At 68.1% G+C, this 25149-nt stretch carries 22 protein-coding genes and 4 pseudogenes; 11 read left to right on the top strand and 15 right to left on the bottom strand.

Annotation, left to right across the window (positions count from 1 at the left end):
- The first annotated feature begins 13 nt into the window (after positions 1-13).
- A complete protein-coding gene (locus tag ABD357_RS10235; RefSeq protein WP_344389156.1) occupies positions 14-1015 on the top strand; it encodes a glycosyltransferase family 2 protein in 1002 nt (333 codons plus the stop codon).
- Positions 1016-1033: 18 nt separating this feature from the next.
- Positions 1034-1861, top strand: a complete 828-nt coding sequence (locus ABD357_RS10230) for a polysaccharide deacetylase family protein (protein WP_344389154.1) — start codon at positions 1034-1036, stop codon at positions 1859-1861.
- A gap of 5 nt (positions 1862-1866) precedes the next feature.
- Here ABD357_RS10230 and ABD357_RS10225 read toward each other — a convergent pair whose 3' ends face one another.
- The 5 genes from ABD357_RS10225 to ABD357_RS10205 form a co-directional block, all read right to left on the bottom strand.
- Entirely contained in the window at positions 1867-2562 is a 696-nt protein-coding gene (locus ABD357_RS10225) for a glycoside hydrolase family 16 protein (RefSeq protein ID WP_344389152.1), read from the bottom strand.
- 104 nt (positions 2563-2666) lie between these two features.
- Entirely contained in the window at positions 2667-3245 is a 579-nt protein-coding gene (locus ABD357_RS10220; protein WP_344389150.1) for a hypothetical protein, read from the bottom strand.
- Positions 3242-4918, bottom strand: coding sequence for a glycosyltransferase (locus tag ABD357_RS10215; protein ID WP_344389148.1), 1677 nt, complete (start codon positions 4916-4918; stop codon positions 3242-3244). The genes ABD357_RS10220 and ABD357_RS10215 overlap by 4 nt, the downstream gene beginning before the upstream one ends.
- 517 nt (positions 4919-5435) lie before the next feature.
- Positions 5436-6521 (bottom strand): GNAT family N-acetyltransferase, encoded by a 1086-nt coding sequence (locus tag ABD357_RS10210; RefSeq protein ID WP_344389146.1) that lies wholly within the window; start codon positions 6519-6521, stop codon positions 5436-5438.
- Between the two features lie 157 nt (positions 6522-6678).
- The gene (locus ABD357_RS10205; protein WP_344389144.1) at positions 6679-7728 is read right to left on the bottom strand and encodes a phosphotransferase family protein; all 1050 of its coding nucleotides are present in this window, start codon (positions 7726-7728) and stop codon (positions 6679-6681) included.
- 171 nt (positions 7729-7899) lie between these two features.
- Between ABD357_RS10205 and ABD357_RS10200 the strand changes: the two genes are divergently transcribed.
- From ABD357_RS10200 to ABD357_RS44625, 3 genes and pseudogenes are all read left to right on the top strand, one after another.
- Positions 7900-8670, top strand: a complete 771-nt coding sequence (locus tag ABD357_RS10200) for a TetR/AcrR family transcriptional regulator (protein ID WP_344389142.1) — start codon at positions 7900-7902, stop codon at positions 8668-8670.
- A 624-nt stretch (positions 8671-9294) separates the two neighbouring features.
- Positions 9295-9981, top strand: a complete 687-nt coding sequence (locus ABD357_RS10195) for a class I SAM-dependent methyltransferase (RefSeq protein ID WP_344389141.1) — start codon at positions 9295-9297, stop codon at positions 9979-9981.
- 234 nt (positions 9982-10215) lie between these two features.
- A pseudogene (locus ABD357_RS44625) lies at positions 10216-10361 on the top strand (IS110 family transposase); the annotation flags it as partial.
- A 196-nt stretch (positions 10362-10557) separates the two neighbouring features.
- On the opposite strand, the gene ABD357_RS10190 reads toward ABD357_RS44625, so the two are convergent.
- From ABD357_RS10190 to ABD357_RS10185, 3 genes are all read right to left on the bottom strand, one after another.
- Positions 10558-11334 (bottom strand): IS630 family transposase, encoded by a 777-nt coding sequence (locus ABD357_RS10190; RefSeq protein ID WP_425584808.1) that lies wholly within the window; start codon positions 11332-11334, stop codon positions 10558-10560.
- Positions 11335-11352: 18 nt separating this feature from the next.
- Positions 11353-11601 carry a helix-turn-helix domain-containing protein gene (locus tag ABD357_RS44620; protein ID WP_425584794.1) on the bottom strand — a complete coding sequence of 83 codons (249 nt, stop codon included), beginning with the start codon at positions 11599-11601 and terminating at the stop codon, positions 11353-11355.
- An 880-nt stretch (positions 11602-12481) separates the two neighbouring features.
- Entirely contained in the window at positions 12482-12694 is a 213-nt protein-coding gene (locus tag ABD357_RS10185) for a hypothetical protein (RefSeq protein ID WP_344389451.1), read from the bottom strand.
- Here ABD357_RS10185 and ABD357_RS10180 point away from each other — a divergent pair.
- The 3 genes and pseudogenes from ABD357_RS10180 to ABD357_RS10170 all read left to right on the top strand — a co-directional run bounded on the left by ABD357_RS10180 (position 12687) and on the right by ABD357_RS10170 (position 15048).
- Positions 12687-13364 carry a glycoside hydrolase family 16 protein gene (locus ABD357_RS10180; protein WP_344389432.1) on the top strand — a complete coding sequence of 226 codons (678 nt, stop codon included), beginning with the start codon at positions 12687-12689 and terminating at the stop codon, positions 13362-13364. The two genes, ABD357_RS10185 and ABD357_RS10180, sit on opposite strands and share 8 nt — an antisense overlap.
- A gap of 114 nt (positions 13365-13478) precedes the next feature.
- A pseudogene (locus tag ABD357_RS10175) lies at positions 13479-14150 on the top strand (transposase).
- 169 nt (positions 14151-14319) lie between these two features.
- Positions 14320-15048 (top strand): TetR/AcrR family transcriptional regulator, encoded by a 729-nt coding sequence (locus tag ABD357_RS10170; protein ID WP_344389139.1) that lies wholly within the window; start codon positions 14320-14322, stop codon positions 15046-15048.
- Positions 15049-15101: 53 nt separating this feature from the next.
- On the opposite strand, the gene ABD357_RS10165 is transcribed toward ABD357_RS10170, so the two are convergent.
- From ABD357_RS10165 to ABD357_RS10140, 6 genes are all read right to left on the bottom strand, one after another.
- Positions 15102-15248: a hypothetical protein gene (locus ABD357_RS10165; RefSeq protein WP_344389137.1), complete on the bottom strand. Its 147-nt coding sequence runs from the start codon at positions 15246-15248 to the stop codon at positions 15102-15104.
- Positions 15249-16232 (bottom strand): aldo/keto reductase, encoded by a 984-nt coding sequence (locus ABD357_RS10160; protein ID WP_344389135.1) that lies wholly within the window; start codon positions 16230-16232, stop codon positions 15249-15251.
- Between the two features lie 102 nt (positions 16233-16334).
- The gene (locus ABD357_RS10155; RefSeq protein ID WP_344389133.1) at positions 16335-16997 is read right to left on the bottom strand and encodes an NUDIX domain-containing protein; all 663 of its coding nucleotides are present in this window, start codon (positions 16995-16997) and stop codon (positions 16335-16337) included.
- 133 nt (positions 16998-17130) lie between these two features.
- On the bottom strand, positions 17131-18660 hold the full coding sequence (amaB, locus tag ABD357_RS10150; protein ID WP_344389131.1) for an L-piperidine-6-carboxylate dehydrogenase: 1530 nt from the start codon (positions 18658-18660) through the stop codon (positions 17131-17133).
- 10 nt (positions 18661-18670) lie between these two features.
- Entirely contained in the window at positions 18671-20068 is a 1398-nt protein-coding gene (gene hglS, locus ABD357_RS10145) for a 2-oxoadipate dioxygenase/decarboxylase (RefSeq protein ID WP_344389129.1), read from the bottom strand.
- Between the two features lie 23 nt (positions 20069-20091).
- Complete coding sequence (locus tag ABD357_RS10140; RefSeq protein WP_344389128.1) at positions 20092-21264, bottom strand: NAD(P)/FAD-dependent oxidoreductase; 1173 nt, start codon at positions 21262-21264, stop codon at positions 20092-20094.
- A 201-nt stretch (positions 21265-21465) separates the two neighbouring features.
- Here ABD357_RS10140 and ABD357_RS10135 point away from each other — a divergent pair, with 201 nt between their 5' ends.
- The gene (locus tag ABD357_RS10135) at positions 21466-22386 is read left to right on the top strand and encodes a LysR family transcriptional regulator (protein ID WP_344389126.1); all 921 of its coding nucleotides are present in this window, start codon (positions 21466-21468) and stop codon (positions 22384-22386) included.
- Positions 22387-22637: 251 nt separating this feature from the next.
- A pseudogene (locus tag ABD357_RS10130) lies at positions 22638-22865 on the top strand (amino acid permease); the annotation flags it as partial.
- A gap of 101 nt (positions 22866-22966) precedes the next feature.
- Here the strand turns inward: ABD357_RS10130 and ABD357_RS10125 are convergent.
- Positions 22967-23902, bottom strand: coding sequence for a LysR family transcriptional regulator (locus ABD357_RS10125; protein WP_344389124.1), 936 nt, complete (start codon positions 23900-23902; stop codon positions 22967-22969).
- Between the two features lie 487 nt (positions 23903-24389).
- On the opposite strand from ABD357_RS10125, the pseudogene ABD357_RS10120 reads away from it, so the two are divergent.
- A pseudogene (locus tag ABD357_RS10120) lies at positions 24390-25025 on the top strand (FAD-binding oxidoreductase); the annotation flags it as partial.
- Positions 25026-25149 lie beyond the last annotated feature (124 nt).

Genomic DNA, 25149 nt, shown 5'->3' with positions numbered 1-25149 from the left:
CCAGGAGCACCTCATGAACAGCGAACCAAGCCTCTCCGTCGTCGTGTGCGCCTACACCCTCGATCGCTGGGACGACCTCCAGGCGGCCATCGCCTCGGTTCAGTCCCAGCACCGGCCGGCGGACGACATCGTGCTGGTCGTCGATCACTGCCCGGAACTGTACCGGCTGGCCCGCCGCTCCCTGCCCGGTGTGCGCGTGATGCCCAATCTGCAGCGCAAGGGCCTGTCCGGAGCCCGTAACACGGGGGTGGAAGCGGCTCTCGGGAATGTGGTGGCCTTCCTCGACGACGATGCGACAGCCATCCCTTCCTGGACCGAGCGCCTGCTGGCGAAGTACGAGGAACCCAACGTCGTGGGTGTGGGAGGGCTGGTCGTTCCGCGGTGGCACACCAGCCGGCCGGCCTGGTTTCCGCCGGAGTTCGACTGGGTGGTCGGCTGCTCGTACCGGGGACTGCCCGAACACTCGGGGCGGGTACGCAACTTCATTGGCGCCAATATGTCCTTCCGCCGTGACGAGCTGGTGGCGGCCGGCGGCTTCCGCACCGACCTCGGACGCGTGGGAACCCGACCTTTGGGCTGCGAAGAGACGGAACTCTGCCTGCGGATAGCGGCCCGTCGCCCGGGCGCGGTACTTCTCTACGAGCCTTCGGCAGCTGTGCACCACCGGGTTCCCGAGACGCGCGCGTGCTGGGCGTACTTCAGACAGCGCTGCTATGCAGAGGGCCTCTCCAAGGCGCTCGTCGTGCAGCACAGCAAGGGCAGAGCAGCCCTGGCCAGCGAACGAACCTACCTTCGGTCTGCCATGCCGCGGGCCTTCGCCCGCTCCCTGCGGCCGGGCCGACCTCCCGGCCCGCGTACTTTTGCAGCGCTGTCCGCCGGGGTCGGCGCCACGGTCGCGGGCTACGTCGTGGGCCGGATCCGCTCCTGGCGGTCCGCCGCCCCTCCGCACCACGCCGCGCCGACGCCCGGCCGACGCCCGGCCGACCGGTGCTGCACAGACTCGTCAGGCACGTGAACATGTGAGGGGCCAACCATGAACGAGACGCCCGTACCCGTCTTCCTGTACCACTCGGTGTCGGTGGCCCCGCCCACTTGGATCGCACCCTTCACCGTTGGCCCCCGCGCCTTCGCCGAGCAACTCGACCTTCTCGCCGACAGCGGCCGCGTGGTGGTTCCGCTTCAGCGACTGGTCGCAGCACTGTACGGCGGTCCGCCACTGCCGCCCCGGTCGGCGGTGCTGACGTTCGACGACGGATTCGCCGACTTCCACTCGACGGTGGCCCCACTGCTCGTCGCACGCGGGCTGCCCGCCACCCTGTACGTCACCACGGACGCCATGGGAGGGCCCGGCTCCCCGGTCCGGGGAAGCCTGTTCCCGCCCGCCCGGATGCTGACCTGGCGCCAAATCGAAGAGCTGGACGCGCTCGGTGTCGAGATCGGCGGGCACACCAGGACGCATCCGCAGCTGGACACACTGCCGCGGCGTCGCGCACAAGAGGAAATCGGGGGGTGCAAAGCAGCACTCGAGGACGCGCTCGGGCATCCCGTCCACTCCTTCGCCTATCCGCACGGATATTCAAGCGGTTTGGTGCGCCGCCTCGTGCGGGAGGCGGGCTGGTCATCGGCCGCCGCCGTCCGCTTCGGCTTCAGCTCCGCCGCGGACGAGCCTCTGCGCATCGCCAGGCTGATGGTGCGGGCCGACACCGACCGGGAGCAGTTCCGGTCCTGGACCCGGGATTCCGGCGCTCCGGTCGCACCGTTTGCGGAGGGGATGCGCACGACAGCCTGGCGCGCCTACCGGCGTCTGCGTGCGGACCTCTACCGGCCGTATGCGGCGCTGCCCCGGCAGTCCGGCACCTGAACCTCTCACTGCTGCCAGACACGCACCCAGTCCATCTTCATCTCCGCCGAGTCCACCGTCGTGGGCGGCGATCGCGGAACCCCGACTGCCAGATTGACCAAGATCTCCATGGGGACATGGGGGATCCGCTCCGGCTCGGTCACCCGGAACCGGGGGACGGCGTCCACGTACCAGGTCAGCTCATCGCTGGTCCAGCGCAGGGCGAACACATGATATTTCGCGGGGAAGTTCACGGGACCGTAGGTGCCACGCACCTTGCGCTCGCTGTCCTGCTCCCGCCAGTGCGTATACATGAGGACCCGCTTTGTGGATCCGAGGAACTCCATGATGTCCAGCTCGGGGGGCGTGTACCGCGAAGCGGGCATCATCCAGAAGGCCGGAAACATGCCGGCCTGCGGAGGGATCCGGATGGCCGCCTCGAAGAGCCCGTAGGTGAAGGTCCGCCTGGGACGGGCGTCCCAGTGGTCACGACCGGTGGAGATCATGCCGGAAGCCCATGGGTAGGTCTCGCCGTCGCTGCCCCGGGTGGCCCGGCGGTCGGCACGCAGGGTCAGTGCGCCTTCCCCCAACGAGACCTGACCGGGCCGGTACCACTGTTCCTCATCGTTGCCACTGTTGGTGCACCCGTTCCGATTCCAGTCGTAGCAGGTGGCCCAGCGGTCGGTGTCGAGTTTCGAGCCGTCGAACTCGTCGTGGAACACGAGCTTCCAATCTCCTGGAACAGTCGGCTCCAGCACTGACGTCTCACTGCCGCAAGCCGCCACCAGCACCAGTGTGAGCGCCGCCAGTGCCCCTAGTACGCGCCTCAGCCGCACTGTGACCGCCGGTTCCTGGCCGCTGGCGCGGCGGTCAGCCGACGAGAGGCGAAGCCCCCGCCGCCGAAGAAGTGGACCGCCTGCAGGAGCGCGAGGCCGAGGAGCCCGCGGGCGACGGTGCCGCCTCCCCCCTCCTGGGAAGAAGGCCGGGGTCTGTGGGTGTCTGTCGGCAGACCGCCGTCCGGGGCGGCTCTCGGCCGCCAAGGACGGGCTTCGCCGGTCCTGGGAAACAGCGCAAGGCCCGATGTGACGACCGCGAGTGCGATCAGTACACGTGTGGTCGTGAACGTGCCGCTCAAATAGAACGGCTCCACCGCGATCAACGACAGCGACATGCTCAGCACCACGGCCAGCGCGGCCGCCTCCAGAGCAACCGTCCACCCCGCACCACGCGACGCTGCCGGCCAGGCCCACCGTGCGGCTGCCAGCCCCGGGCAGACGAGCATGAACACCGTCGTGACCACCACCCGCAGGGCACCGGCGTCCGGCAGCAGGGTGACCGCCACAGCCAGCCAGCCAGACAGCGCGAGTCCCCAGCGGAGCGGAAGTGCCCAGCGGATCTGGATCATTGTTCCTCCTCGTCGGGGTTCTGGTACCGGTAGACCACGGCGTCCTTGTTGTCGTAGATGCGAGTGAAGCCCTGTTCCTTCGACATGGCGGACTCCAGGCGCTGCATGGTGTCAGCGGGAAGCGTCCCGTAGAGGTAAAGAGCGGCGGCCTGTGCACGGCTCAGGACGATGTAGGCGGGCTCACGTGCGGTGGCTTCCTCAATGAACGGCTCCAAGCCAGCCAGCGGGTCTCTCACCAGCCGTTTCCGGTCCTCCAGCTCCTGCTCGTCCAGTTGCACCCGGGGGTGCTTGTCGTAGTACATGTGCAGACTGGAAACGTCCGACGTGAGGGAGACGATCAAGGACCCGGGAGGAGCTGTGGCTGTGACGAAGTTGCTGGCCGCGACCTCGTCCTTTGTGAAGTAGCTCGCCGCTTCCTTGCCGTAGTAGCCGAAGACGAGTCCACCGATCATCGCCAGCAGCAATGGATAGACGACGAGGGCACGAAGGAGTGGCCGTCTCCCCCATGGGAAGAGCAGGGCGGCGATCAGGAAAACAGCTGCTGGCAGCGCGAACAGATAGGCGCGGAAGATCATCTCGCCGCCGTAGGCGTTCGCGGTCAGAACCGGCAGCGGAGCCACAACGAGCAGCGGAAAGCCGGTACGGCGGACCCAGGGGCGAGCCAGGAAGGCGAGGACAGCCAGCAGGAAGACGGCGGCCGACAGGCCCCGGTCGATCCAGGACACCTGCACCTGCCCGGGGGCCGCGGTACCCAGCGCGGCCAGCCCCGAGACGACGTTCGCGTCGGGATGCACCAGCGCGCCCAGGAAATCCTCCAGGTTCTCCGAGACGTAGGGCCGCGCGATGGTGGCATCCCAGGCCCCTGTCAGCAGCACCGCGCAGGCAAGGACCGGCAGCGTTACGCGTCGATTGCCACGCGGAAGCGATAGCGCCACCAGTGCACTGATCAGCATCAACGGTGTCAGTGGGTGCGAGCAGGCGATCACACCAATGATCAGCACGACCATCGCCAGCCTCCCGGCTGACCATGTCGTGGAACCGACACCTCCTCCCGGTGAGCTCGGACGAGGCGGTGCCGAGGAAGGCAGCTGACGCAGGACCAAGGCGATCAGAGTCACACAGAGCAGGAACGCAAACGCCTGTGGTGCGAAGTAGTCCTGCCCCACCCACGAGCACGAGTAGAAGATCCACGCGGCTCCCCAGATCAGTCGGCGATCACGCGTCACCGCCCGGTACAGCACCAACAGAGGGACGAGCAGCAAGGCGTTGTACACCGGGGGGGTCCAGGCCGCGTAGCCGAGTGACGACTCGAGACCGGTCGCCTGCAAGAAGAGCGCGTTTATGTGGAAGAAGCCCGGCCATTGGTTGTAGATGGAGAGCTTGTCTGCGTTCGGGACGTCGCCACCGTTCCGGATCATCGCATCGACGACCGCAACGTGTTTCCATGCCCAGCCGTAGCGCAGCGTGGGGTAGAGCAGCGTGGGTGTGGCGTGGAGGACCGCGATCAGCCCCAGGACATAGCCCGCGAACCAGCCGCTCCCAGTCCGTCGATCGGACAGTGCCACACAGAAGCCGAGGGCCAGCAACCCAAGAGCAACCCAGAAGAGCACCGGCAGCACCTGCAGCAGGCCGAGGTCGCCCATCTCGCGCAGTTCCACATCGCGCAGGGACACCAGCCACAGGGTGAGCGCGATGGGCAGTGCGGCTCGGGCCACCCACTGGCGTGCCGCAGTTCTCCGCCTACGGCTCCGGGCCCAAACGGACGCGTCGGGCCGCCGCGACTCGGTGCTGGTGCGCGACGTTATACGGCCGCTCATCAGCGTCGGGCGCTTGTCCATGGAGATGCCTCCTGCGGAGAGGGTGCGAGGACGGTGGTCACACAGCAGCGACCATGGCCGTGCCTCGGCGCCTTCCCCGCTATGACGATCACACAGCGCTGCGGAGAACCTCCCGGACGTGGCGCGCCCGGACGTACAACCCCGTCGAGCGGCCGACCCGCGATCCCGCTTGACGGCACTTCGTTTCGTCGGAACACGCCAGATCCCCGTTCGTCGCTGCACCCCATCGGCCGATATCAGCAGATATGCAGCATTAGCGTTGAACGCTACGTTACTTCCGTTTGCTGGGAGTGGCAGTCTGGCGGTCCGTCACGGGGCCACACCGCGACGGCGTGCCCTCGGCGCATGGATGTCAAGCATCCCGGAAGCGGATCAGGCGTTTGACAGCCGCCCGCAGCCTGCGCTCGGCCGCGGAGACAGGAAGCCGCTCCCGGTAGTAGCGAGGGGACGAGAAGCTGTCCGCTCCGAAGCCGGCCTTGAACGAGGCGAGCGAAGAACCGGGGCGGGACTCCCCCATGTCGTACTGCCTGCAGCCCGACTCACACGCATCCTCGATCGCCAGCCGGTGCAACAGTGGTACGGCACGGACCGGATGGGCCAAGTCCCGGTTCATTGCCCCGCGCCACAGCTTGGCGTGGTTGCCGTAACGCAGTACGACGATCGCCGCGGCGGGCTCCCCGGCGCTCCAGGCCATCCAGATCGCGCACGATTCACCGAACCGGGCAGCCACCGCCTCCAGCCGTCGCCTGGGGAAGCCTCTCGTCCTGCGCCACCGGGCCAGCGGGAGCGGCTCGTGCTGCTGCCTGGCCCAGCGCACGATCGACTCCTCGTACAGGTGATAGAAGGCCGGTGTGAGTCGGCCCGCACGGTCGACCTCCACCTCGACCTCCGAGCGCTCGGCCCGGCGGACTTGGCGCCGCACACCCGAGTGGAAGCGGCGCTCCCAGATGGTGCTGAACCCGCCGTCGAGGCTCAGTACCTGTGTCATGTGGGGTTCTGACCGGAAGTCAGCGGGTGCGGCGTCGGCCCAGATGTCGTCGCCCCCCGGCCGGAACCGCACACCTACCTGGAACGCCGGCCGCCGCATCAGGTCGTCGAATACCACTCGCGCCTCCCTCGAGCTGACGCCCCCTGGAGACACTGGCCCCCCGATCCCCCAGTCGGCCGGCCAGGACTCCTCCATGTCCAGCCGCTCCGGACGGTGTCTGCCGCGAACGAGGGGAAGTACGAGCCGCCTGCCGTCCTCGAACTCGTAGAGGCGACTGGCATCCCGGTACGGCGCTGTGGCGCAGAGGCAGTCGAGCCATGCCGGGGTCTGGCTGACATGAGTGTCGGGATCCTGGCCTGCCAGCTCCCACCAAGTCGCCCGTGGTGCCGGAGCGGTGACGTGCGCGGGACCGGCCGGGGTGTTGATCAGGAGTACAGCGGGTGCGTTCACGGCCTTCTCCTGCCGGGCTTGTGGGCTCCCATCAACCAAGGCTCGCGGAACTGAGCCCACGTGCTTACACGTACTGATCGTAGTCGGGGCGGGCGTAGCGGGCATTTCGGGCGGCGACTGGCCCAACCGAGCCCAAAGGTGATGTGCGGTGCCCGCATCACGCGATTTGGCGTGCAGCCACCTCGCGGAGTACGGGAACGACGTTTTCGGCGACCCACCGGTGACTGCGCCCGTACCGGGCAGATTTCGCCACGTTGTTGGCCACGTGCCACAGCCAGGTCAGGAGCGTGAGCGCGGTCTCTCCCCGGTCGTCGGCTGTGAGCACCCCCGCCTCTGCGAGCAGATGCCGATCCTCGAGCAGCAGAGAATCACGTCGCACCACATCGGCCACGACCCGGCCGAACTGCCTTCCTTCGCGCTGGTGCCGCAAAGTCAGCACGAAGGTGTGGCAGTCGATGACGGACGGGCCGTCAGGGACGGCCCCTGCCCAGTCGATCACCCCGAGCGGCGCCCCGTACTGCCGCCCCAGCAGTACATTCCCGGGGTGGAAGTCGCCGTGCGTCCACGCCACCAGCATGCGTCGGCCGGTCAGAGCACGGACCAGATGCTCCCTCAGCACCGCCGTCGCGTCCGCACCACGGCCGTGACGGCACCACTGGATCTCCTCGGCCAGGACGGCCAGTTGAGGGTCGACCCAGTGCCCCACTCGGGCCGTCACTTCCTCCATCCGCCCGGTGGCCCGGTGCAACTCGCAGATCATGCGGAGCGCGGACACCGTCACCTGTTGGGCGAGCTGCGGGAAACGCCGCAGCAGCATGTCACCTTCCTGCCCGGGCAGGCAGTGCTCGATCACCAAGGGCAGCCCCCCGTCCAGCTCGCACTGCTGCACCGTGGGCAGAAAACGCCGCCACAGGCCGAGACGCTCATCCCGTTCCAGCCGGCGTACGACTTCGCATTCGTGCGCCAGCGATGCGGCGGCGCGACGGCTTCGTGGGTGCTTGACCACCACGGCTGGCGCGCTGCCGCCGTCAAGGCGGAACACCAGGAGATCGGAGAACGTCCGCCGCGCCCCCCTCAGGGCGCCGTAGCCGCCACCCACACGGAGGGAGGCCGCCAACCGACGGGCGGCCAGCAGGTCGGCGGGCCGAGTCAGCGGACCGATGGGGCGCAGCGGCAGGAACCCGCGCAGCCCCGCTGCCAAGGTCATCCCGCCCTCCTCTCAGCCAGATACCTCCCAGAAGAGCTGGCACTACCTCATCATCACCGGTGCTTGTCCGACGGGCGAGCGGGCGACCCTGGCTTCCGACATCCATATCGAGAGTGTATATTTACATCGTAAATGAGTCACGCTTTTGCTGCACAACAGAGGAGGCAGCACATGGCCAGTCACTCAGAGGCGGGCATGGCGCTGCGCGGCGACCGGGGACGCCACGGCCGGCTGAACCGGGGCCGTATGCTCGCGAGCGCCCTGGAGCTGGTGGACAGTGAGGGGCTGTCCGCGCTGAGTATGCGCCGGCTGGGTTCCGAGCTGGGCGTGGAGGCAATGACGCTCTATCGGTATGCGGCCAGCAAGGATGCGCTCCTGGACGGCCTGGTCGAAGCCGTCTACCTCGAGCTGGAGGAAAATCTCGCCGAGGGATCCGACTCCGAGAAGTCTCCGGCCGCTGGACGCGAGTGGCGCGGCGAGCTGCACCGCATCGCCCTGACCACCTACCGGGTCTGCCTCACCCACCCCCAGGTGGTGCCGCTCCTGGCCACCCGCATGATGGCGGTCCCATTGGCCCGGCGCCCCCTAGCGGTCCTGAGGGATCACGAGCGGGTGCTCGCCCTACTCCGACAGGCCGGGTTCGACGAGGCAGGGGCCACCACCGCCTTCCGCGCCTTCACTGCCTGGGTGCTCGGCTATGTGTCCGTGGAACTGCGGGCCATGGTGGACAACCCCGACGAACCGGATCCCGCGTTCCGCCTCGGGCTGCACCGCATGCCGTCCCAGGAACTGCCCAGACTCCGCGAGACAACCGCCACCCTGGCCGAACGGGGCGGTGCGGAGGGCCTGACCGCCGGACTGGACGCCCTGCTCGACCGTTTCGTCGGCACAGAGGGGCAGGGGATACATCAGTTGCTGGATTCCCCTGGCGAGGATGCCTGAAGAGCCGCCCGCCAGGGGAATCCGGGGCCGAGACACACCGGGGCGAGGCCGGACTACAGCTGCGCGCGGTTTTGTAGGGGCATCACCCTCCGCGTATCAAGCCCTTCAGTCCGCCTTGCAGCACCAGAGCAGCAGGAACGACGAGGAGAACCAACTTGCACTCACCCACGGCTTCACCGATCCGCTTGCCGGACGATCTCGACAATAGGGATCCGTTCGGCGTGGAGCCATCTTCATCGACCACGCCGAGCACGGGCGCGCATCACATGGGCAGCATAATCCCGCGGCATTCGTGAGAGACCCGGGGCGGTTTCCCTTTCGGGGCTCTTCGCGGTTTATGGCTCGGATTCTCGTTGGCCGTGAGCTGGTTCTGGCGTGACCGGCACTGAGGGCGCTCGAACGACGTAAACCGCGAGGGTCGAGGAGGCGCGCCCCGGCCTCCCCGGACGAACGTGAGCCTTCACCCCCTCCTCCGACATCCATCGCAACATCACATTATGATAAAATATGACATACTAGGGGTTTGTGGACCCTGCAGGCCGATGGAGGGTGGACCAATTGGGCGGAACTCAAGCTTCCACGCGCGGGGTGCGCCTCCACCAGAGGATCCCGTCGCTTCCCTTTATGCGGCGTGCACGTCGCGCGCTCGACGACGCGATCGATCTGGTCCGCCTAAGGCTTGATGCCCTGCCCGACGGCATCTACCAGCCGGTCCCGGGCCTACCAGTGCGGAGGGCGAAGCGAGCGGTCGGCACCGAGTCCCGATGGGCGGCGATGGAGCCGGTCATCGATCGTCTGAGCGTGAAGAGCGCGATGGATGTCGGCGCAAATATCGGCTATTTTCCGATCAAACTCGCCACCCGCGGGATTCCCGCGGTCGCACTCGAGTCGGATCCGAAAAGCGTCCGGACAGCGACGACAGCCGTGCGACGAAACCAGCTGGGCAATGTGGCGGTGATGGAACTCGAGTTTCGACCCGACACACTCGACCTGCTGCCGGTAACCGACTGCACCCTCCTGCTGTCCCTCTGGCATCACCTGGTACGAGCCCACGGCCTCGACACTGCCACACACCTGCTTCGGGAGCTCTGGGCCCGGACCGACAAGGTGATGTTCTTCGACAGCGGCGAGGACGAAATGCCCGAGTCGTTCGGTCTTCCTCGTATGGAGCCGACGCCGGACGTCTGGCTCAGGGATTACCTGCAGAAGAACTGCGCCGGGGGGCGAATCGAGCACCTCGGCCGCCATCGCGCCTTCGACGCCGCCGGTTTCCCGACGGACCGGGCGCTCTTTGCCGTAATAAGGGTGTGACGTCTCAGCGAGACCGTCCGTCCTGTTCCTTGTAATGATCTGTCCGGTCAGAAACGCTGTACGTGTTGCGACGGATGCCGGGCGGGGCAGTGCGGGCGCGCCGGGTCCGCTGAGGATGGGGCGCAGATTGTGCAGCGTGGAGGGGACTGCCACGGCCACTCCGCCTCCTCGCCGCTTCCTCGTTGCGCGTACGACACCGACCGCCTGCACGTTCAACTTGCCCGGAAGGGCGCGATGTTCGAAACCGAAGATGTGGGCGTGCTCCTCGGCCGGGATGCCGGCAAGACTAGCCACCACGGGCACGGACTGACCCGGCCGGGAAGAAGGTCTTCGACAAGCCGCTACCCCGCGAACGCCAAGGCGTCCCGGTCCTCGCCGACAGCTCCTACATGGAAGCCGGCCCGTGGGTAACGACACCCCTCAGACGCTCGCCCGGCCGCGACCTCACACCAACCCAGCGAACCGTCAACCGCGCACGTGGCGGATCTTCCGCAAAGCGCTCAGTAACTCGGCTATGCAGGCGTTGACTTCGGCGAAGTGGGCGTTACTTACTATTGATCCGAAACTCAAAGGGTTCTATTCGAGGGTGTAGCGGACGTGCGGGCCGCCGAAGTAGCCGCGGACGATGTGTGGCTGGCGTTGGCGGCGGTGGAAGAACCGGCGGGTCTCGGCGGCGAGCTGGGCCTGGTCACGCGCGCGACTGTCCATCGGCAGGCTCCATTTGAGGTCGGCGTTGACCAGCTCGTCGGGGTTCAGCTCGGGCGAGTAGGACGGCAGGAAATGCAGCTCGATCCGGTCAGGATGGTCGGCGAGCCAGGCGCGGACCTTGCGTGAGCGGTGGGCGGAGTGGCCGTCCACGACGAGGTGCACCTTGCGAGCGAAGTGGCCGATGAGCCGGTCCAGCAAGCGGCACATCACGTCGGCGTCGAAGGTCTCGGTGAACACCATGAAGTGCATCCGGCCCTTGGTGCTGATCGCGGACATCGCGTTCACCGAGAACCGGTTGCCCGACCGGCGCACGACCGGGGTGCACCCCTTAGCGCCCCAGGTGCGGCCGGTGATGTGGTCGGAGCGGATGCCGACCTGGTCGGCGAAGAGCACCTCACCGCCCTCGGCCTTCGCCTTCGCGCGGATCGCCGGCCACGTCTCCTCGCGCCAGACCCGCACGGCCTCGGGATCCTGCTCGACGGCCCGCTTGTTCGGGCGCTGGAACGACAGGCCCCACCGGCGCAGATATTTGCCCACTACCTGCCCGGTCGGCCGCACCCGGTACAGCCTCGCGATCAGGTCCCCCACACCAGCCCGCGTCCACAGCTGCCCCGCCAGCCCCAGGTCACAGGGCCGGTGATCCAGTACGGCCTGCCGGATCGCCTACTGCTCGACCTCATCGAGAACCTGATGTTCGCCGACCCGCCTCCCTCGTGGCTGGGCTACGAGCGCTTCGCGCCCGCCGGCCAGCCACTTCGCCCACCAGTTGTCCACCGCCTTGAGCGAGACCTGGAACACCACCGCGACATCCTCGCGAGTCCGGCCCGCCACCAACGCGGCCACCGCCCGCAGCCGAAGGGCCTCCTGCGCCGACGGCGGCAACTGTCGTGCGTCCCCCACCAGTTCACTCACGCAGGGATCAACGACCCAGAACACCTACCGTTTCGGATCAATAACCTCGGGCTTTCACGAGGGGTGCCGTCCGGCAAAGCGCCCCCGCTTTCGTCTGTTCTCCGCCGCCGCACAGCTCGTGCACACTGGCCGCCGCCGCTGGCTCCGCCTGCCTGCCCGATGACCCCGGACCGACACGTCAATGCGACAAGTGCCGTGCGTCCCCACCGTTCACCCACGCGATGATCAACGAATTAGAACCGCGGCGGTTTCGAACTAATAGGGCGAACAATCCATTTTTGCTCCCTTTCGTCCACATGGGACACGAAAGGGAATTCGCTATGACCGACATCACCAGGAGCAACTCGCCGCTCCCAACTATCCCTCGAGAGCAACGCTTTGAGGGTAAAAAAGAGTCACCGACCTTCCCCCGCGGCAGGAACAACGGTTGCAGACGGGAATTGACTAACGCAAAGTCCAGTCCGTTCGGGTTGCCCGCGCGTAACCCACTGCCCGACACGTGGGGAAAGGTCAATTTCCACATGCGTATACCCCAAAAGAGACGCCGTCCCCGATTCACCATGCGGCACAGGCTGGCCACGCTCGCACTCGCTCCCGTCGTTCTTGCCGTCGGCACCACCGCATGGGCGACCCCATCGTCCTCATCGTCGGACGCCGTGCACGTCGATTCCCTGTCGGTATCATCGGCAGCCGACGGACGATTCACCGCCACTGCGAGAATGCATGCCGACCGCCGAATGAAGGTGCAGAAACTGACGGTTGCAGTGCGCTCAAGCAACGGGGTGAACTATGACTTCCCCGGCGCCACCGCGGCTGTCCTGAGACGCTCCGGCTCGACCTTCACCTCGGACAGTCGCACGTTCCCCACCGGCACGTACACCTACTTTGTGGCGTACCAGCTCAACGGTACGTGGCACAATCTTTCCCCGGTGAAGACTTTCTCTCCCGATTCCGCGGCCACATCCCCGGCTCCGAGCACGAGCCCGAGCACCACCACGACGCCGAGCCAGTCCGCGTCCCCTACTCCGAGCCCCAGCACATCCGCGTCGGCCTCCCCCGCCCCGAGCAGCAGCGAGAACGTTCCCCTGGGCATTCCCGGCACATGGCGGAGAGTGTTCAGTGACGAGTTCGACGGCACCAGCCTCGACACGTCGAAGTGGAACCCGAACTGGCTGGGCTGCCCCACGTGCACCACCAAGCCGGTCAATTCGGCCGAGACAACCGCCTACGCACCCTCCCAGGTGAGCGTCAGCGGCGGCTCCCTTCACCTCAAGCTCGTTCAGCAGCAGACCACGGTCGACGGCAAGACCTACCCGTACCGCTCCGGCCTCGTCGAGAGCAACGGCAAGGCCGAGTTCACCTATGGCGCCTTCGAGGCCAGGATCTACACGCCAGGATCCGGCGGCAAGATCTCCAACTGGCCCGCCTTCTGGACCGACGGACAGAACTGGCCGACCGACGGTGAAATGGACGTCATGGAAGGACTGGGCGGCTCCGCCTGTTACCACTTCCACTCCCCTGCGGGCGGGCCAGGCGGCTGCGCACCCGGCGACTTCACCGGATGGCACACATACGGTGCCGAATGGAAGCCGGGTTCGGTCACGTACTACTACGACGGAAAGCTGGTGGGTCAGATTTCGACCGGAATCACCTCGGCGCCGATGTATCTGATTCTCAACAATGGGATCAGCGATCAGCACGGTGGCCCGGCAATGGCCAACGCCGACATGATGACCGACTATGTGCGGGTCTGGCAGCACTGAGCTCTTTCAGCGGGGCCACTGATCGGGGGACGGGATCGGTGTCCGCAAAGCACAAGGCTCCCGTGCCGTTGAGGGGGGTGTTCGACCTCTCAACTCATTGGCACAGGAGCCTTGTTGGTTTCCTATCCTGCCGCACTCGACCTGCCTCACGCCCTGGTCGAGTGGGTCACCATGCTCATCGTCAGCCGGGAGGGTGACCGGCGCTGCAAGCTCCCGCCGCACCAGCGTGCCCTGGTCGGCCTGGTGTACCTGTGCCGGCACGACACCCCCGCCCAGCTCGCGGCCGGCTTCGGTATCTCCGTCGGCACTGCTCACGCCGACGCGGCCGCGGTGATCGGCCTGCTTGCCGACCGCGCCCCCGGACTTCTGCGGGCCCTGCGCGAAGCCGACCCCGACTACGTCCTGCTGGACGGCACCCTCGCGGAGTGCGACCGGGTCGGCGACAGCCGGGCCGACTTCTCCCACAAGCACCGCCGACACGGGGTGAACGTCCAGGTGGTGACCGACCCTGCCGGAAACTGCTGTGGATCTCGCCCGCCCTGCCGGGCCGTGCCCACGACCGGACCGCGGCCCGCACCCACCGGACCCCTCCGGATCTGCGAGTGCCAGTGCATCCCGGTATTCGCCGACCGCGCCTACATGGCCCGGCTGTCGCCGACCCGGTCGCCGGTCGAGCGCGGCGTCACACGGCTCAAGTCGTGGCGGATCTTCCGCAGGTCTAGGAGCAGCCCGAATCGAATGTCGTCAATCGCCGCCGCCGTCCTCACCCTGGAGCACCAACGCTGAAAAGGCTCAGTGAGAGGCGAGGGGCAGCCCGCAGCGAAGACGTGACCCAGCGAGGCGCCGCTCCTGGACCGCGCGCCTGACTTCCAGTTCCCTTCCACTTGTGTTTACATCGTATACATAGGATGTTACCTCCATGAGGTCGCGCGGTCGCGGAGTTAAGGAGACACGGATGGAGAATGGCTCAGGGGCCGACCCAAGACGTCGGGCCAGCGACCGCGGGCGTTACGGCAGGCTCAGTCGGGAACGTGTCCTGGCCGCCGCCCTGGAACTGGTGGATCGCGACGGCCTCTCGGCACTGAGCATGCGCCGCCTCGGCGCCGAGCTCGGCGTAGAGGCAATGGCGCTCTATCGGTACGCCGCGAGCAAGGACGCCCTCCTGGACGGCCTGGTCGAAGCTCTGTATCTCGAACTCGAGGAACGCCTGGGCGCCGAGCCCGGCCCCGGCCCCGGCCTAGAGCCTGGCGCGCCCGCCTGGCACGCCGAGCTCCACCGGATCGCCCGGGCGATGTACGACATCTGCCTCGCCCACCCCCAGGCCGTTCCGCTGCTCGCCACCCGCATGCTGGCCGTCCCGCTCGCCCGGCGGCCGCTTGCCGTGCTGCGGGACCACGAGAGAGTGCTCGCGCTGCTGCGGGAGGCCGGACTCGATGAAGCCCGGGCCTCGGCCGCCTTCCGGGCGTTCACGGCCTGGCTCCTGGGTTACGTGTCCGTAGAGCTGCAGCCCATGGTCGACAACCCGGACGAGGAGGAGCCGGCGTTCCGGCTCGGGCTGCACCGTATGCCGTCGCAGGAACTGCCCCGGCTCCGGGAAACCGCCGCCGCGCTCGCCGAACGGGGTGGGCCGGAGGCCCTGGCGGCCGGGCTGGACGCGCTCCTCGATCGCTTCGCGCGTGACTAGGCCGTCAAGGCTCCCCTGGGGCGCGCTTCACACGGGAACGGATCGCCAGACCGTCAGGGTCTCGGGCGCAGCATCTCGCTGAACGGCGTGATAGGCCGTGCCCAGCGCTCACCAACCACGACGATGTTGACCGCCTCGTTGTAGCAGGCCAGCCGGTCCCTGATCGCGGACACCCCGGGCCGTGGGTGTACGCGCTGCATTCAGTGCGCCCCGTCCAGCCGCACCCTCTGCTCCGCTGTCAGCTCCAGATCGACGGCGGCCAGGTTCTCTTCAAGTTGCGCCATCGACGAGGCCCCGACGAGCGGGACAACCGGGAGCTCGCCGCCCAGCAGCCAGGCGAGGACCACCTGGTTGACGGTCGCGCCGGTCTCGCGGGCGACTTCTTGCAGGGCGGTGAACCGGGCGGGGGTGCCCGGGTGGTCGTAGTCCGGCTGGAGCTTGTCCGGGCGGACGTAGGCGCCCGTCAGCAGGGGCGAGTAGGCGACCAGGGTCAGGTGCGGCTCGGCCCGCAGGTAGCCGAGCATGTCGGGGCCGACCGCGCCGAGGGTGCCGTCGGGAAACAGGCCGCTGGGCAGGTCGGCCCGGGGCCGCAGGTAGCTGTGCGCGTACTGGAGCACCTCGTAGCCGGGCAGCCCGGCCGCGGCGGCCAGGGTGCGGGCGCGGTCCACGCGCCAGGTGGCCTGGTTGCTCACGCCGAGCAGGCCGACCGCGCCCTCTGCGACGAGGGCCGCGAAGCCCTCGACGGTCTCCTGCTGGGGCACGGTGGGGTCGTCGATGTGGGCGTACAGCAGGTCCAGCTTGTCCACGCCGAGCCGCTCGCGGCTGCGCTCGGCGGACTCTCGGATCACCTTCGCCGACAGGCCCTCCGGGTTGTCGATGTAGGTGGTGCCGGGGGCCAGAGGGCGGGCGCCGAGTTTGGTGGCGATGACGATCTCGTTGCCGATGCCGCGGCTGCGCCGCCAGCGGCCGAGCAGTTCCTCGCTCTGACCGCCCTGGCCTCCGTCCTCCCAGAAGGCGTAGTTGTCGGATGTGTCGATGAAAGTGCCGCCGGCCTCGACGTAGCGGTCGAGGAGGGCGAAGGAGGTCTTCTCGTCCGTCCGCGAGCCGAAGAGCATCGCGCCGAGCGCAAGCACGCTCACGTCGCGGCGGGTGGCCAGGTCAGTGCCTATGGTGCGGTACTTCACGGTGGTTCCTCCCGTTCGGCCGGTGGGTCCGGCTCGAGCAGGAGTCTTCACTTTGGAGCGCACTTGAAGTCAAGTGCGCCCGCAAGTCACTTGCTCCCGCACTTACTTCGCGAACGGTCCCTCCAGTGCCGCCCACTGCAGCAGCATGATGGTCTTCGCGTCGGCGATTTCGCCGGTGCGGATCATCTCCAGGGCCCGGCGGAAGGGTAGTTCGAGGATTTCGATGTCCTCGCCCTCCTCGTCCAGGCCGCCGCCTTCGTGGGTGTGGGTCGCGGGGCCGTAGGCGGCGGCGTAGAAGCTGACGCGTTCGGTGACCGAGCCGGGGCTCATGTAGACGTCGAAGACGTGCTGGACGTCGCCGATGGTGTGCCCGGTCTCCTCCACCACCTCGCGCCGTACGGCGATCTCGGGGTGCTCGTCATCGTCGTCGAGCAGACCGCCCGGGGTTTCGATCAGCATGCCGTCGAGGTGGCCGTTGACGTAGACCGGGAAGCGGAACTGGCGGGTGAGCAGGACGGTTTCGCGTTCGGCGTCGTACAGGAGCATCGTGGCGCCGTTGCCGCGGTCGTGCGTTTCGCGTTCCTGGGTCGTCCAAGTGCCGTTGGCGTGCTGGAAGTCGAAGGTTGTGGTGCGTTCTACGTACCAGTGGCTGGACAGGAGTTTCACGTCCCGGACCCTGATGCGGGGATTGCCGGTGAGGTCGCGGCCGGTTCGGTCGAGTCCAGTGCGGCCGCGGCGGTCGGGGGTGTCGATGCCGGCGGTCATCGGACACCGTTCCGGCGGCGGGGACGAAGGACATGCGAGTTGGTCATGCCTGCTTCTATCACTTCTCCCGCCGCCGGTGGGCGAGAGGGCGTCCCGCCCACCGGCGACTCGCCAACACCAGCCCCGGCCCCCCTCAGAGAAAGCTGACCTCCTGCGCAAGCGCCAGCTCAGTGAAGTAGTTGATCGTGTTCGTCGCCGACCGCATGTACGACTTCCACGCATCGGATCCCGACTCGCGCCCCCCGCCAGTGTCCTTCTCGCCCCCGAAGGCGCCCCCGATCTCCGCTCCCGAGGTGCCGATATTGACGTTCGCGATGCCGCAGTCGGACCCTGCCGCGGACAGGAAGATCTCCGCTTCCTGCTGATCGCGCGTGAAGATGCTGGAGGACAGCCCCTGGGGAACGTCGTTGTGAAGCGCGATCGCCTCGTCGAGCGTGTCGTACGTCAGCACGTACAAGATCGGGGCGAACGTCTCCTCCCGTACGACATCCGTCTGTTCGTCGACGCGCACGAGAACCGGCTCCGTGTACGCGGCCGATGGCACCGCCTCGGTCAGGCGCCGATTGCCGCCCGCCAGGACCTTGCCCCCCTGGGCCTGGACGCGAGCCAGGGCATCGTTCATGGCATCGAGCGCCGTCGTCGTGATGAGCGGACCAACCAGCGTCGTCTCGTCAAACGGGTCACCGATCGGGAGCTTCTGGTACGCGGCAGTCAGCCGCTCGACGACAGCGTCGGCGATGTCCCGGTGGACGATCAGGCGGCGCAGGGTCGTGCAGCGCTGACCGGCGGTGCCTGCCGCGGCGAAGACGATGCCCTGGATGGCGAGGTCCAGGTCGGCGGACGGGGCGACGATCGTGGCGTTGTTGCCGCCGAGTTCGAGCAGGCTGCGGCCGAAACGGGCCGCGACCCGGGGGCCGACCTCGCGGCCCATCCGGGTGGAGCCGGTGGCGCTGACGAGCGCGACCCGGGGGTCGTCCACGAGCTTCTCGCCGACGGTGCGGTCGCCGAGCAGCAGACGGTGTACTTCACCGGGGGAGCCCACCTCGTCGGCGGCTCGGGCGAGGAGACGGTCGCAGGCCAGGGAGATCAACGGGGTGAGTTCCGAGGGCTTCCAGATCACGGCGTCGCCGCAGACCAGGGCTACCGCGGTGTTCCAGGACCACACGGCGGCGGGGAAGTTGAAGGCGGAGATGACGCCGACCACGCCTAGGGGGTGCCAGGTCTCGGCGAGGCGGTGGCCGGGGCGTTCGGAGGCGATCGTGCGGCCGTACAGTTGGCGGGACAGGCCGACCGCGAAGTCGCAGATGTCGATCATTTCCTGGATCTCGCCGAGTGCCTCGGAGCGGATCTTGCCCGCTTCGATGGTGACGAGGTCGGCCAGGTCGCTCTTGTGCTCGCGCAGCAACTCGCCGAGGCGACGGACGAGTTCACCGCGACGCGGGGCCGGTGTGGTGCGCCAGGTCAGGAACGCCGTATGGCTTGCTGCGATCGCCTCTTCGGTGTCGGTTTCGCTGGCGGCCGTCAGGGCGAAGAGGTTCTCGCCGGTGATGGGCGTACGGGCCTGGAAGTCGCCGCCCTCGGGGACGGCGACCCCGATGTGGTCCAGGGCCGTACGGGCGCGGGCGCGCAGGTCGTCCGTGGTGGGCAGGGTGGTGCTGGTCATGACGCTCCTGTCAGAGGGAAGAGGGGTTGAGGCCTAGCTGCTCGCTGACCTGCGCTAGGGAGGTGTTCTGCTGCTGGGCGTACAGGGCGTATGGGTCCAGTACGTCGCGTTCGATGGCGGCGGAGAGCCAGGCCGCGTTGTAGGCGGTGCCCTCTTGGTCGTTGTTGCGGGTGCCCTCGCCGCTCAGGTTGGACTGGAAGATGCCGGCGGCGGAGCGGGGCAGGAAGTCCTCGTAGACGATGGGCTCGGCGTGCAACCAGCCCTGCCGCACCAACTCGCCGATGTCAGCAGGCGGTTTGCTGCCGTCCCGGGGGCGGTCGTCGGCTGGCCGATAGGTGAAGTAGGCCAACCCGTCGGCGGCCAACTCCTGTTCGGTGCCGGGCATATGGCGCTCCCACAATGCACGGGCGATGTCGCTGCGCGCTTCGCCCGGCTTCGCGGACGCGTGCTCGTCGATCTGGCCGAGGAGTTCGTCGTAGAGGGCGCGGCCCTCGCGGGTGAGGGCGATGCCACGGGCTTCTACCTCGCCGAAGCGGACGCGGAGGGCGCCGCTGATCACGGTGCCGTCGGGGGTGCGCATCGCGCGCGGTTCGGCGAGAGCCCGGAAGGACGTCTGGCGCAAGAGGACGTCAGGACCCTTCCAGGCGGGCGGCCCCTGAATCGTGTCGATCATCTCGATGCCGCGGTCCGTCATACGGCGGTAGAGGTCGTCGATGTCGAGGACGCGCGGGGTGAGGTGGTTGATGTGGGTGCTGCGTACGCCGCCGATGTCGGCGGCGACTGCCGAGATCCGCTCCAGGGTCTCGTACCAGGCCTTGTCGACCGGCTCGGGTGACAACTCGAATGCCTGAACGGCGAGTTGGAGGAAGCGCTCGGCCTCGTCCTCCGGCAGTTCGCGCTCAGCCGCCGCGTGGTCGGCCAGGGCGAGTAGCTCCGGCGGGAACAGTTCGCGGCGGGCGAGAAAGGCTTCCAGACGTGCGCGCAGGTCGGCGTCGAAGAAGCGGGGGTCGGCCGGAGTGAGCATGGAGGTGAACACCCGGAAGGGGTTACGCGCCAACTCCTCGCCGTCTACCGGGCGGAAGGCGGTTGAGATGACGGGTACGGCACTGGCGGCGGCCTCGCGCAGATCGTAGAAGTCGACGGGGTGCATGCCCAAAGCGCCGAAGATACGGGCGACTTGCTGCAGTTCCTGGGGCGTTCCGACCCTGATGGCGCCGTGCCGCTCGGCGGTCACCCTGCTGATGGATCCGAAGCGTTCGGCGTCTGCCCCCTGCTCGCGCAGGACGTCCTCGTTGACCTCGCGTGAGACGTCCACGAGCGTGGTGTAGGCGGGAACCTCCTGGCCGTACATGTGCGAAAGGCGCGCCGCGAACGCGGCTCGCAGCTGCCACTGATTGATCGTTGACATGGTCCGGGCCTTTCGATCGCGGGTCACACCACGTGGGCTTCGGGGCGGATCTCGGCGCCGTGGCGGAACCGGTCGGCGCTGAGCGGGGAGATGTCGGTGAACGGCTCGCGCTCCAGGTACAGGTCGCGTACGACCTCGCCGACGGCGGGCGCCTGGAGGAAGCCGTGGCCCGAAAACCCGGCTGCGTAAAGGAAGTTGGACCGTTCGCCGGAGCGGCCGATCAGTGCGTTGTGGTCGGGTGTGATCTCGTACAGGCCTGCCCAGCCGTCGACAGTTCTCATGTCGGCCAGTGCGGGGGCCCGTTCGCGGGCGACGGTGCGGAACAGCTCGAGCCATTCCGGGGTCCAGGTGGTGTCGAAGCCGTCCTTCTCGTCGGCGTCGGCGAGGCCGAACAGGAGCCCGTCGTCGCTGTTGTGGAAGTAGGCCGAAGACGAGAAGTCGATGGTGAACGGGATGCGCGGCGCGGGCGGAGTGAGCGGTTCGGTAAACGCCAACTGCCGCCGTACGGGCCGGACCGGGAGGTGGACGCCGACCATGGCGCCGATCCGTCCCGACCAGGCCCCTGCCGCGCAGATGACGGTGCCGCAGGCGATGCGGCCCTGGTCGGTGCGTACGCCGACGACCTGGTCTTCGGCGGTGTCGATGCCGGTGACCGCGGTGTGCGTGGCGATGGTGACGCCGGCGCGGGCGGCGGCCTCCGCGTATCCGTTGACGACCAGGCCGGGGCGGCAGTGCCCGTCGGCGGGCGAGTACGCGGCGGCCACGAGGCCTTCGGTGCTGATGTAGGGACACAGCTTCTGCGCCTCGTCGGGCTCGATCATGCGGCTCGGCACGCCCAGGCCGTTCTGGATGGCCACGCTGGTCTCGAAGGCGGTGGCCTGCTGCTCGCTGGTGAGCAGGAACAGGTAGCCGACGGTGTCGAGCTTGATGTCGGCGCCGGGGCGGCGGGGGAATTCCTGATAGGCGCGCAGGCTGCGGTTGCCCAGTTCGATGTTGAGGGGGTCGGAGAACTGGGCGCGGATGCCGCCGATCGGCTTGCCCGAGCTGCCGCGGCCGAGATCGTCGCGTTCGACGACGACGATGTTGTGCACGCCGGCCTCGGCGAGGTGGAACGCGATGCTCGCACCCATCACGCCGCCCCCGATGATCACCACATCGGCGGAGGTCGGAACGGTGCGGAAGGCGGAGGAGGACAACGGGCCACGCTCCCATCCATGGGCCCGCCCGGCGGACGCGGACGGGTCGGACCGTCCTGCGGGCGGCGGGGGTTGTCAGTACGGGGTGGGTGCCGAGCAGCTATCTGTTACGACCGTTATCTGTGCTGTGCGTCATCGTGCAGCAACCCAACCGTTGACGTCTATCAACGGTTAATGCTTCTGATCTTTTACGATCCCTGAATGGACTGGACGAGTGCACAGCTGCGTTCCCTGGTGGAGCTGACCAGACGCGGCACCATCACCGCGGTCGCGGAGGCCCTGGGCTACACCCCGGGCGGAGTCTCGCAGCAGATCGCCGCGCTGGAGAAGGCCACCGGTATGCAGTTGCTGCGGCGGGTGGGGCGCCGGGTCGAACTCACCGACGCGGGGGCGACGTTGGCCCTGCACGCCGAGCGCATCCTCACCACGGAGGCCGAGGCCGTCGAAGCGCTGGAGCGCACTCGCAACGAGGTCTCCGGGACGCTGCGGATCGGGCTCTTCGCGACGGCCGCCGCCGAGATCCTGCCGCCCGCCCTGCAGCAGGTACGCGCGAAGCATCCGGGTGTGACCGTGCGCAGCCGGGACATGGACGTGGACGAGGTGTACGACGCGGTCGCCGGCGGAGCTGTGGATCTTGCGCTGGGGCTGGACTACCCCGACGTACCCATTCCGCGCGATCCGTCCCTGCGGGTGACGGAGCTGTCCCGGGAGCGCTTCTCGCTCGCGGTTCCCGCCGGGGCGATGCCGGGGCGGCGGAGGATCTCCCTCGCGGACATCAGGGATCGGGGATGGATCCTGCCGTCGGTCGGCAGCTACTACGGACGGGCCGTGCTCACCGCCTGCCGTCGGGCCGGCTTCGAACCGCAGGTGTTGCACGAGGTGACGGACACGGCCGCCACCCTCGCCCTGGTCGAGGCCGGTGTCGGGGTGAGTGTGGTGACGGAGCTGATGCTGCGGCTGCGCCCGTCCCGTATCGATGTGCTGGAGCTGCAGGAGGTGATGGAGCGTCACATCGTGGTGGTGTTCCGTTCTTTCGCCGAGCATCGGCCGACCGTGGCCGCCCTCGTCGATGTCCTGCGCACCTCGGCTGACCGGCTGCCGCCCGGAGCGGCCAAGGCCTAAGCCGCGGCGCGGTCCCGGCGTAAGCAGCAAAGCGGAAGTGGCTCCTCACCGTGGCGGCAGGAACAGTTTCTGTTGGTCTCAGAGGCGGAAGTTGTCGCGCTGCTGAGGCTTCCGGGCGTACCGCCCCTGGGCAATGGTTTCAGGCCAGTGGTGACCCACACTACGTCGGCGGCCCGTCACGCCGCCGCTTGCCTGCCATGGAGCGAGCGATGTCCCTCAACCAAGCCCCCAAACCCGGGCTTTCCACGCTGATGGGGAAAGGACCCCAGGGGATCTTCCGGCGCACACTCCCCTCCGAACAGCCCGCCGGCGAACGCATGGTGCGTACCCTCGGCCTGACGCAGCTGACGATGATCGGCGTCGGCGCGATCATCGGTGCCGGCATCTTCAGCCTGGCGGCGGCCGTCGCCAGGGAGACCGCCGGGCCCGCCGTACTGATCTCGTTCCTGGTCGCCGGAGCCGCCTCGCTGTGCGCGTCCCGAGCCGCCGGTCGCTCAGGTGTCCGCGAAGTAGTCAGCCGGCCGCACTGTGGCGGGGCCCAGCCCGGTCAGGGACACCGGGCTGGGCCCCGCCGTGATCCCTACGCCGTCTGTTCGTCCTGCGCCGGGTGCACGTACGGGTCCTCTGCCGGTACGGCACTTCGCAGCGAGCGGATCATCGTGCCGAGCAGCGGGTTGCTGTTCTCGCTGCGGTGCAGGGCCATCACCCGGCGGAAGGCCGAGCGCTGCGCGAGCCGTGTCGCCTCCACCGCGTCGCCGGTCGAATCGCCGGGCGAGTGGCCGAGACCCGGCACGATCGCCACTCCGAGACCGGCGGACACCAACTCCCGTACGACGTCGTAGTTGTTGCTGCGAAAGGCGACCGCGGCTTCGACTCCGGCTGCCGCGCACAGTCGGGTGAGCGAGAGCGCTCCGGCCGTTCCTTCGCTGCTGGTGATCCAGCGGGTTCGCGACAGCCCGGCGAGGCGTGAACTCAGGCCGCTGCCACGGGGCCTGAGCAGGACGAGGTCCTCGCGTACGAGGTGATGGCGGGCCATTCCGTCCGGCCACTGGCGGGGGCTGAGTCCGTACTCGTACACCAGCGCCACGTCGAGATCGCCGTCGTTCAGCGCGTCGACGAGTTCGTCCGGCTCGCCCTCCTCGAGCCGGATCTGTGCGCGCGGGTGGGTCGCGGTCAGAGCCGACAAGGCTGCCGGTACGAGCCTGACACTGGCCGTGGGGAAGCTGCCCAGCCTCAGCCGGCCGGTGGCACCGGTTGCGAGTTCGTGCACCTGGTGGCCGAGGTCGTCCATGGCGGCCAGCACCGGGACGCTGAGGTCGACCAGCCGGTGGGCGGCCGCGGTGGCCCGGATGCCGTGCGCCTCCCGCTCGAAGAGGACGAGCCCGGTCTCCTTCTCCAGGGCCGAGATCTGCTGAGAGATCGCGGAGGCGGTGTAGCCGAGATCACGGGCCGCGATGACGAACGAGCCGGTGCGCACGACGGCTCGCAAGGTGAGCAGATGCTGCGGCTTGAGCAACGGATTCCTCCTGCCGGCCTCCGGGGCAACTCGCGAGCAGCATAAGCATCACTTGCCCTGCGGAGTCATTACTCTCGCGCTGCTGGGTCTTGCGGAGTAGGCAGGTGTACGCAGATCGTGACGGGGACGAGGTCGAACGTGACCGTATGAGCATGAGGGAGCTACCGCATTGAATCCTCCCCCAGCTGAAGCAGGGGGTTCCTGGCTCACGCAGCCCGCAGGTCAGCGACCCGACAGGTCTTCCACGATCAACACCAGCCGGGTTGAAACCAGCCCGGTTTGTACCGCAAGGCTTGGAGGTGCATGTGCTGTCTTGGTTCTCGATCAGCACGGCGTACGCGCTTGGTTCTCGCAACGCACGGCAGTCAGCTCACCCGGCCGCGTGGGCGGTCTTTCGCCCCGGAGGCGGAACCCCGTTCCGTGCCCTGCTCCGCAGGAGTCCGACTCCCCCCTGGCCTGAAGGCCGAGGCATCCTCGGAGGTTTCAGGTGACGGCGACAGTGCAGGGCCCGAAGCGTCTCGGCGCGGCGGCCGTGACCGAGGCGCTCGCCCGGGGCGACTGCGGCGAGGTGCAGGGTGATGCCGGGCGCCGGGCTCAGTACTCGGCCGACGCCTCCAACTACCGCCGGATTCCGCTGGTCGTGGTCTTCCCCCGCGAGCGGCGGCATGTGCTGAACGCGCTGGCCGTGTGCCGCCGTCTGGGCGTGCCGATCACCTCGCGTGGCGGGGGCACCAGTACCTCGGGGCAGGCTGTCGGCTCCGGCGTGATCCTGGATTTCTCCCGCTACTTCAATCGTCTGCTCGCGCTGGATCCCGTTGCGCGTACGGCGACGGTGCAGCCCGGCATCGTTCTGGACGAGCTGCAACGGGCCGCCGGCGAACACGGGTTGCTCTTCGGCGCGAACCCCTCGACCCACAGCCGCTGCACGCTCGGCGGCATGATCGGCAACAACGCGTGCGGCTCGCACTCCGTCGCCTGGGGACGCACCGCGGAGAACGTACTGGAACTCGAGGTGGTCACCTACCGCGGGACCGTCCTGCGCCTCGGCGAGATGACCCAGGCCGAGATCGACGAAGCCGTAGCCGCCGGCGACGACCGCGCCGAGCTCATCGCGTCCCTGCACGGCCCCGCAGTCCTATCTCGGACACCAGGGAGCAAGTAACTCGTCGGTAGCTTTCAGTGGGTCAGATCTCCCGTTTCTCGTCGTCGTGCGCCTCGTTGGGCTGAACGAGCGAATCCCAGGGTGG

This window comes from Streptomyces vastus (assembly GCF_039532825.1).
Lineage (GTDB): Bacteria > Actinomycetota > Actinomycetes > Streptomycetales > Streptomycetaceae > Streptomyces > Streptomyces vastus.
This window is presented reverse-complemented; position numbering and strand designations above follow the sequence as displayed.

Excerpts from the sequence above, each read along its gene's own strand:
- ABD357_RS10235 (WP_344389156.1), top strand. The coding sequence starts at position 14 with ATGAACAGCGAACCAAGCCTCTCCGTCGTCGTGTGCGCCTACACCCTC.
- ABD357_RS10230 (WP_344389154.1), top strand. The coding sequence starts at position 1,034 with ATGAACGAGACGCCCGTACCCGTCTTCCTGTACCACTCGGTGTCGGTG.
- ABD357_RS10220 (WP_344389150.1), bottom strand. The coding sequence starts at position 3,245 with ATGATCCAGATCCGCTGGGCACTTCCGCTCCGCTGGGGACTCGCGCTG.
- ABD357_RS10205 (WP_344389144.1), bottom strand. The coding sequence starts at position 7,728 with ATGACCTTGGCAGCGGGGCTGCGCGGGTTCCTGCCGCTGCGCCCCATC.
- ABD357_RS10200 (WP_344389142.1), top strand. The coding sequence starts at position 7,900 with ATGGCCAGTCACTCAGAGGCGGGCATGGCGCTGCGCGGCGACCGGGGA.
- ABD357_RS10195 (WP_344389141.1), top strand. The coding sequence starts at position 9,295 with ATGCGGCGTGCACGTCGCGCGCTCGACGACGCGATCGATCTGGTCCGC.
- ABD357_RS10185 (WP_344389451.1), bottom strand. The coding sequence starts at position 12,694 with ATGCCCAGGGGAACGTTCTCGCTGCTGCTCGGGGCGGGGGAGGCCGAC.
- ABD357_RS10170 (WP_344389139.1), top strand. The coding sequence starts at position 14,320 with ATGGAGAATGGCTCAGGGGCCGACCCAAGACGTCGGGCCAGCGACCGC.
- ABD357_RS10165 (WP_344389137.1), bottom strand. The coding sequence starts at position 15,248 with ATGCAGCGCGTACACCCACGGCCCGGGGTGTCCGCGATCAGGGACCGG.
- ABD357_RS10155 (WP_344389133.1), bottom strand. The coding sequence starts at position 16,997 with ATGACCGCCGGCATCGACACCCCCGACCGCCGCGGCCGCACTGGACTC.
- amaB (WP_344389131.1), bottom strand. The coding sequence starts at position 18,660 with ATGACCAGCACCACCCTGCCCACCACGGACGACCTGCGCGCCCGCGCC.
- hglS (WP_344389129.1), bottom strand. The coding sequence starts at position 20,068 with ATGTCAACGATCAATCAGTGGCAGCTGCGAGCCGCGTTCGCGGCGCGC.
- ABD357_RS10135 (WP_344389126.1), top strand. The coding sequence starts at position 21,466 with ATGGACTGGACGAGTGCACAGCTGCGTTCCCTGGTGGAGCTGACCAGA.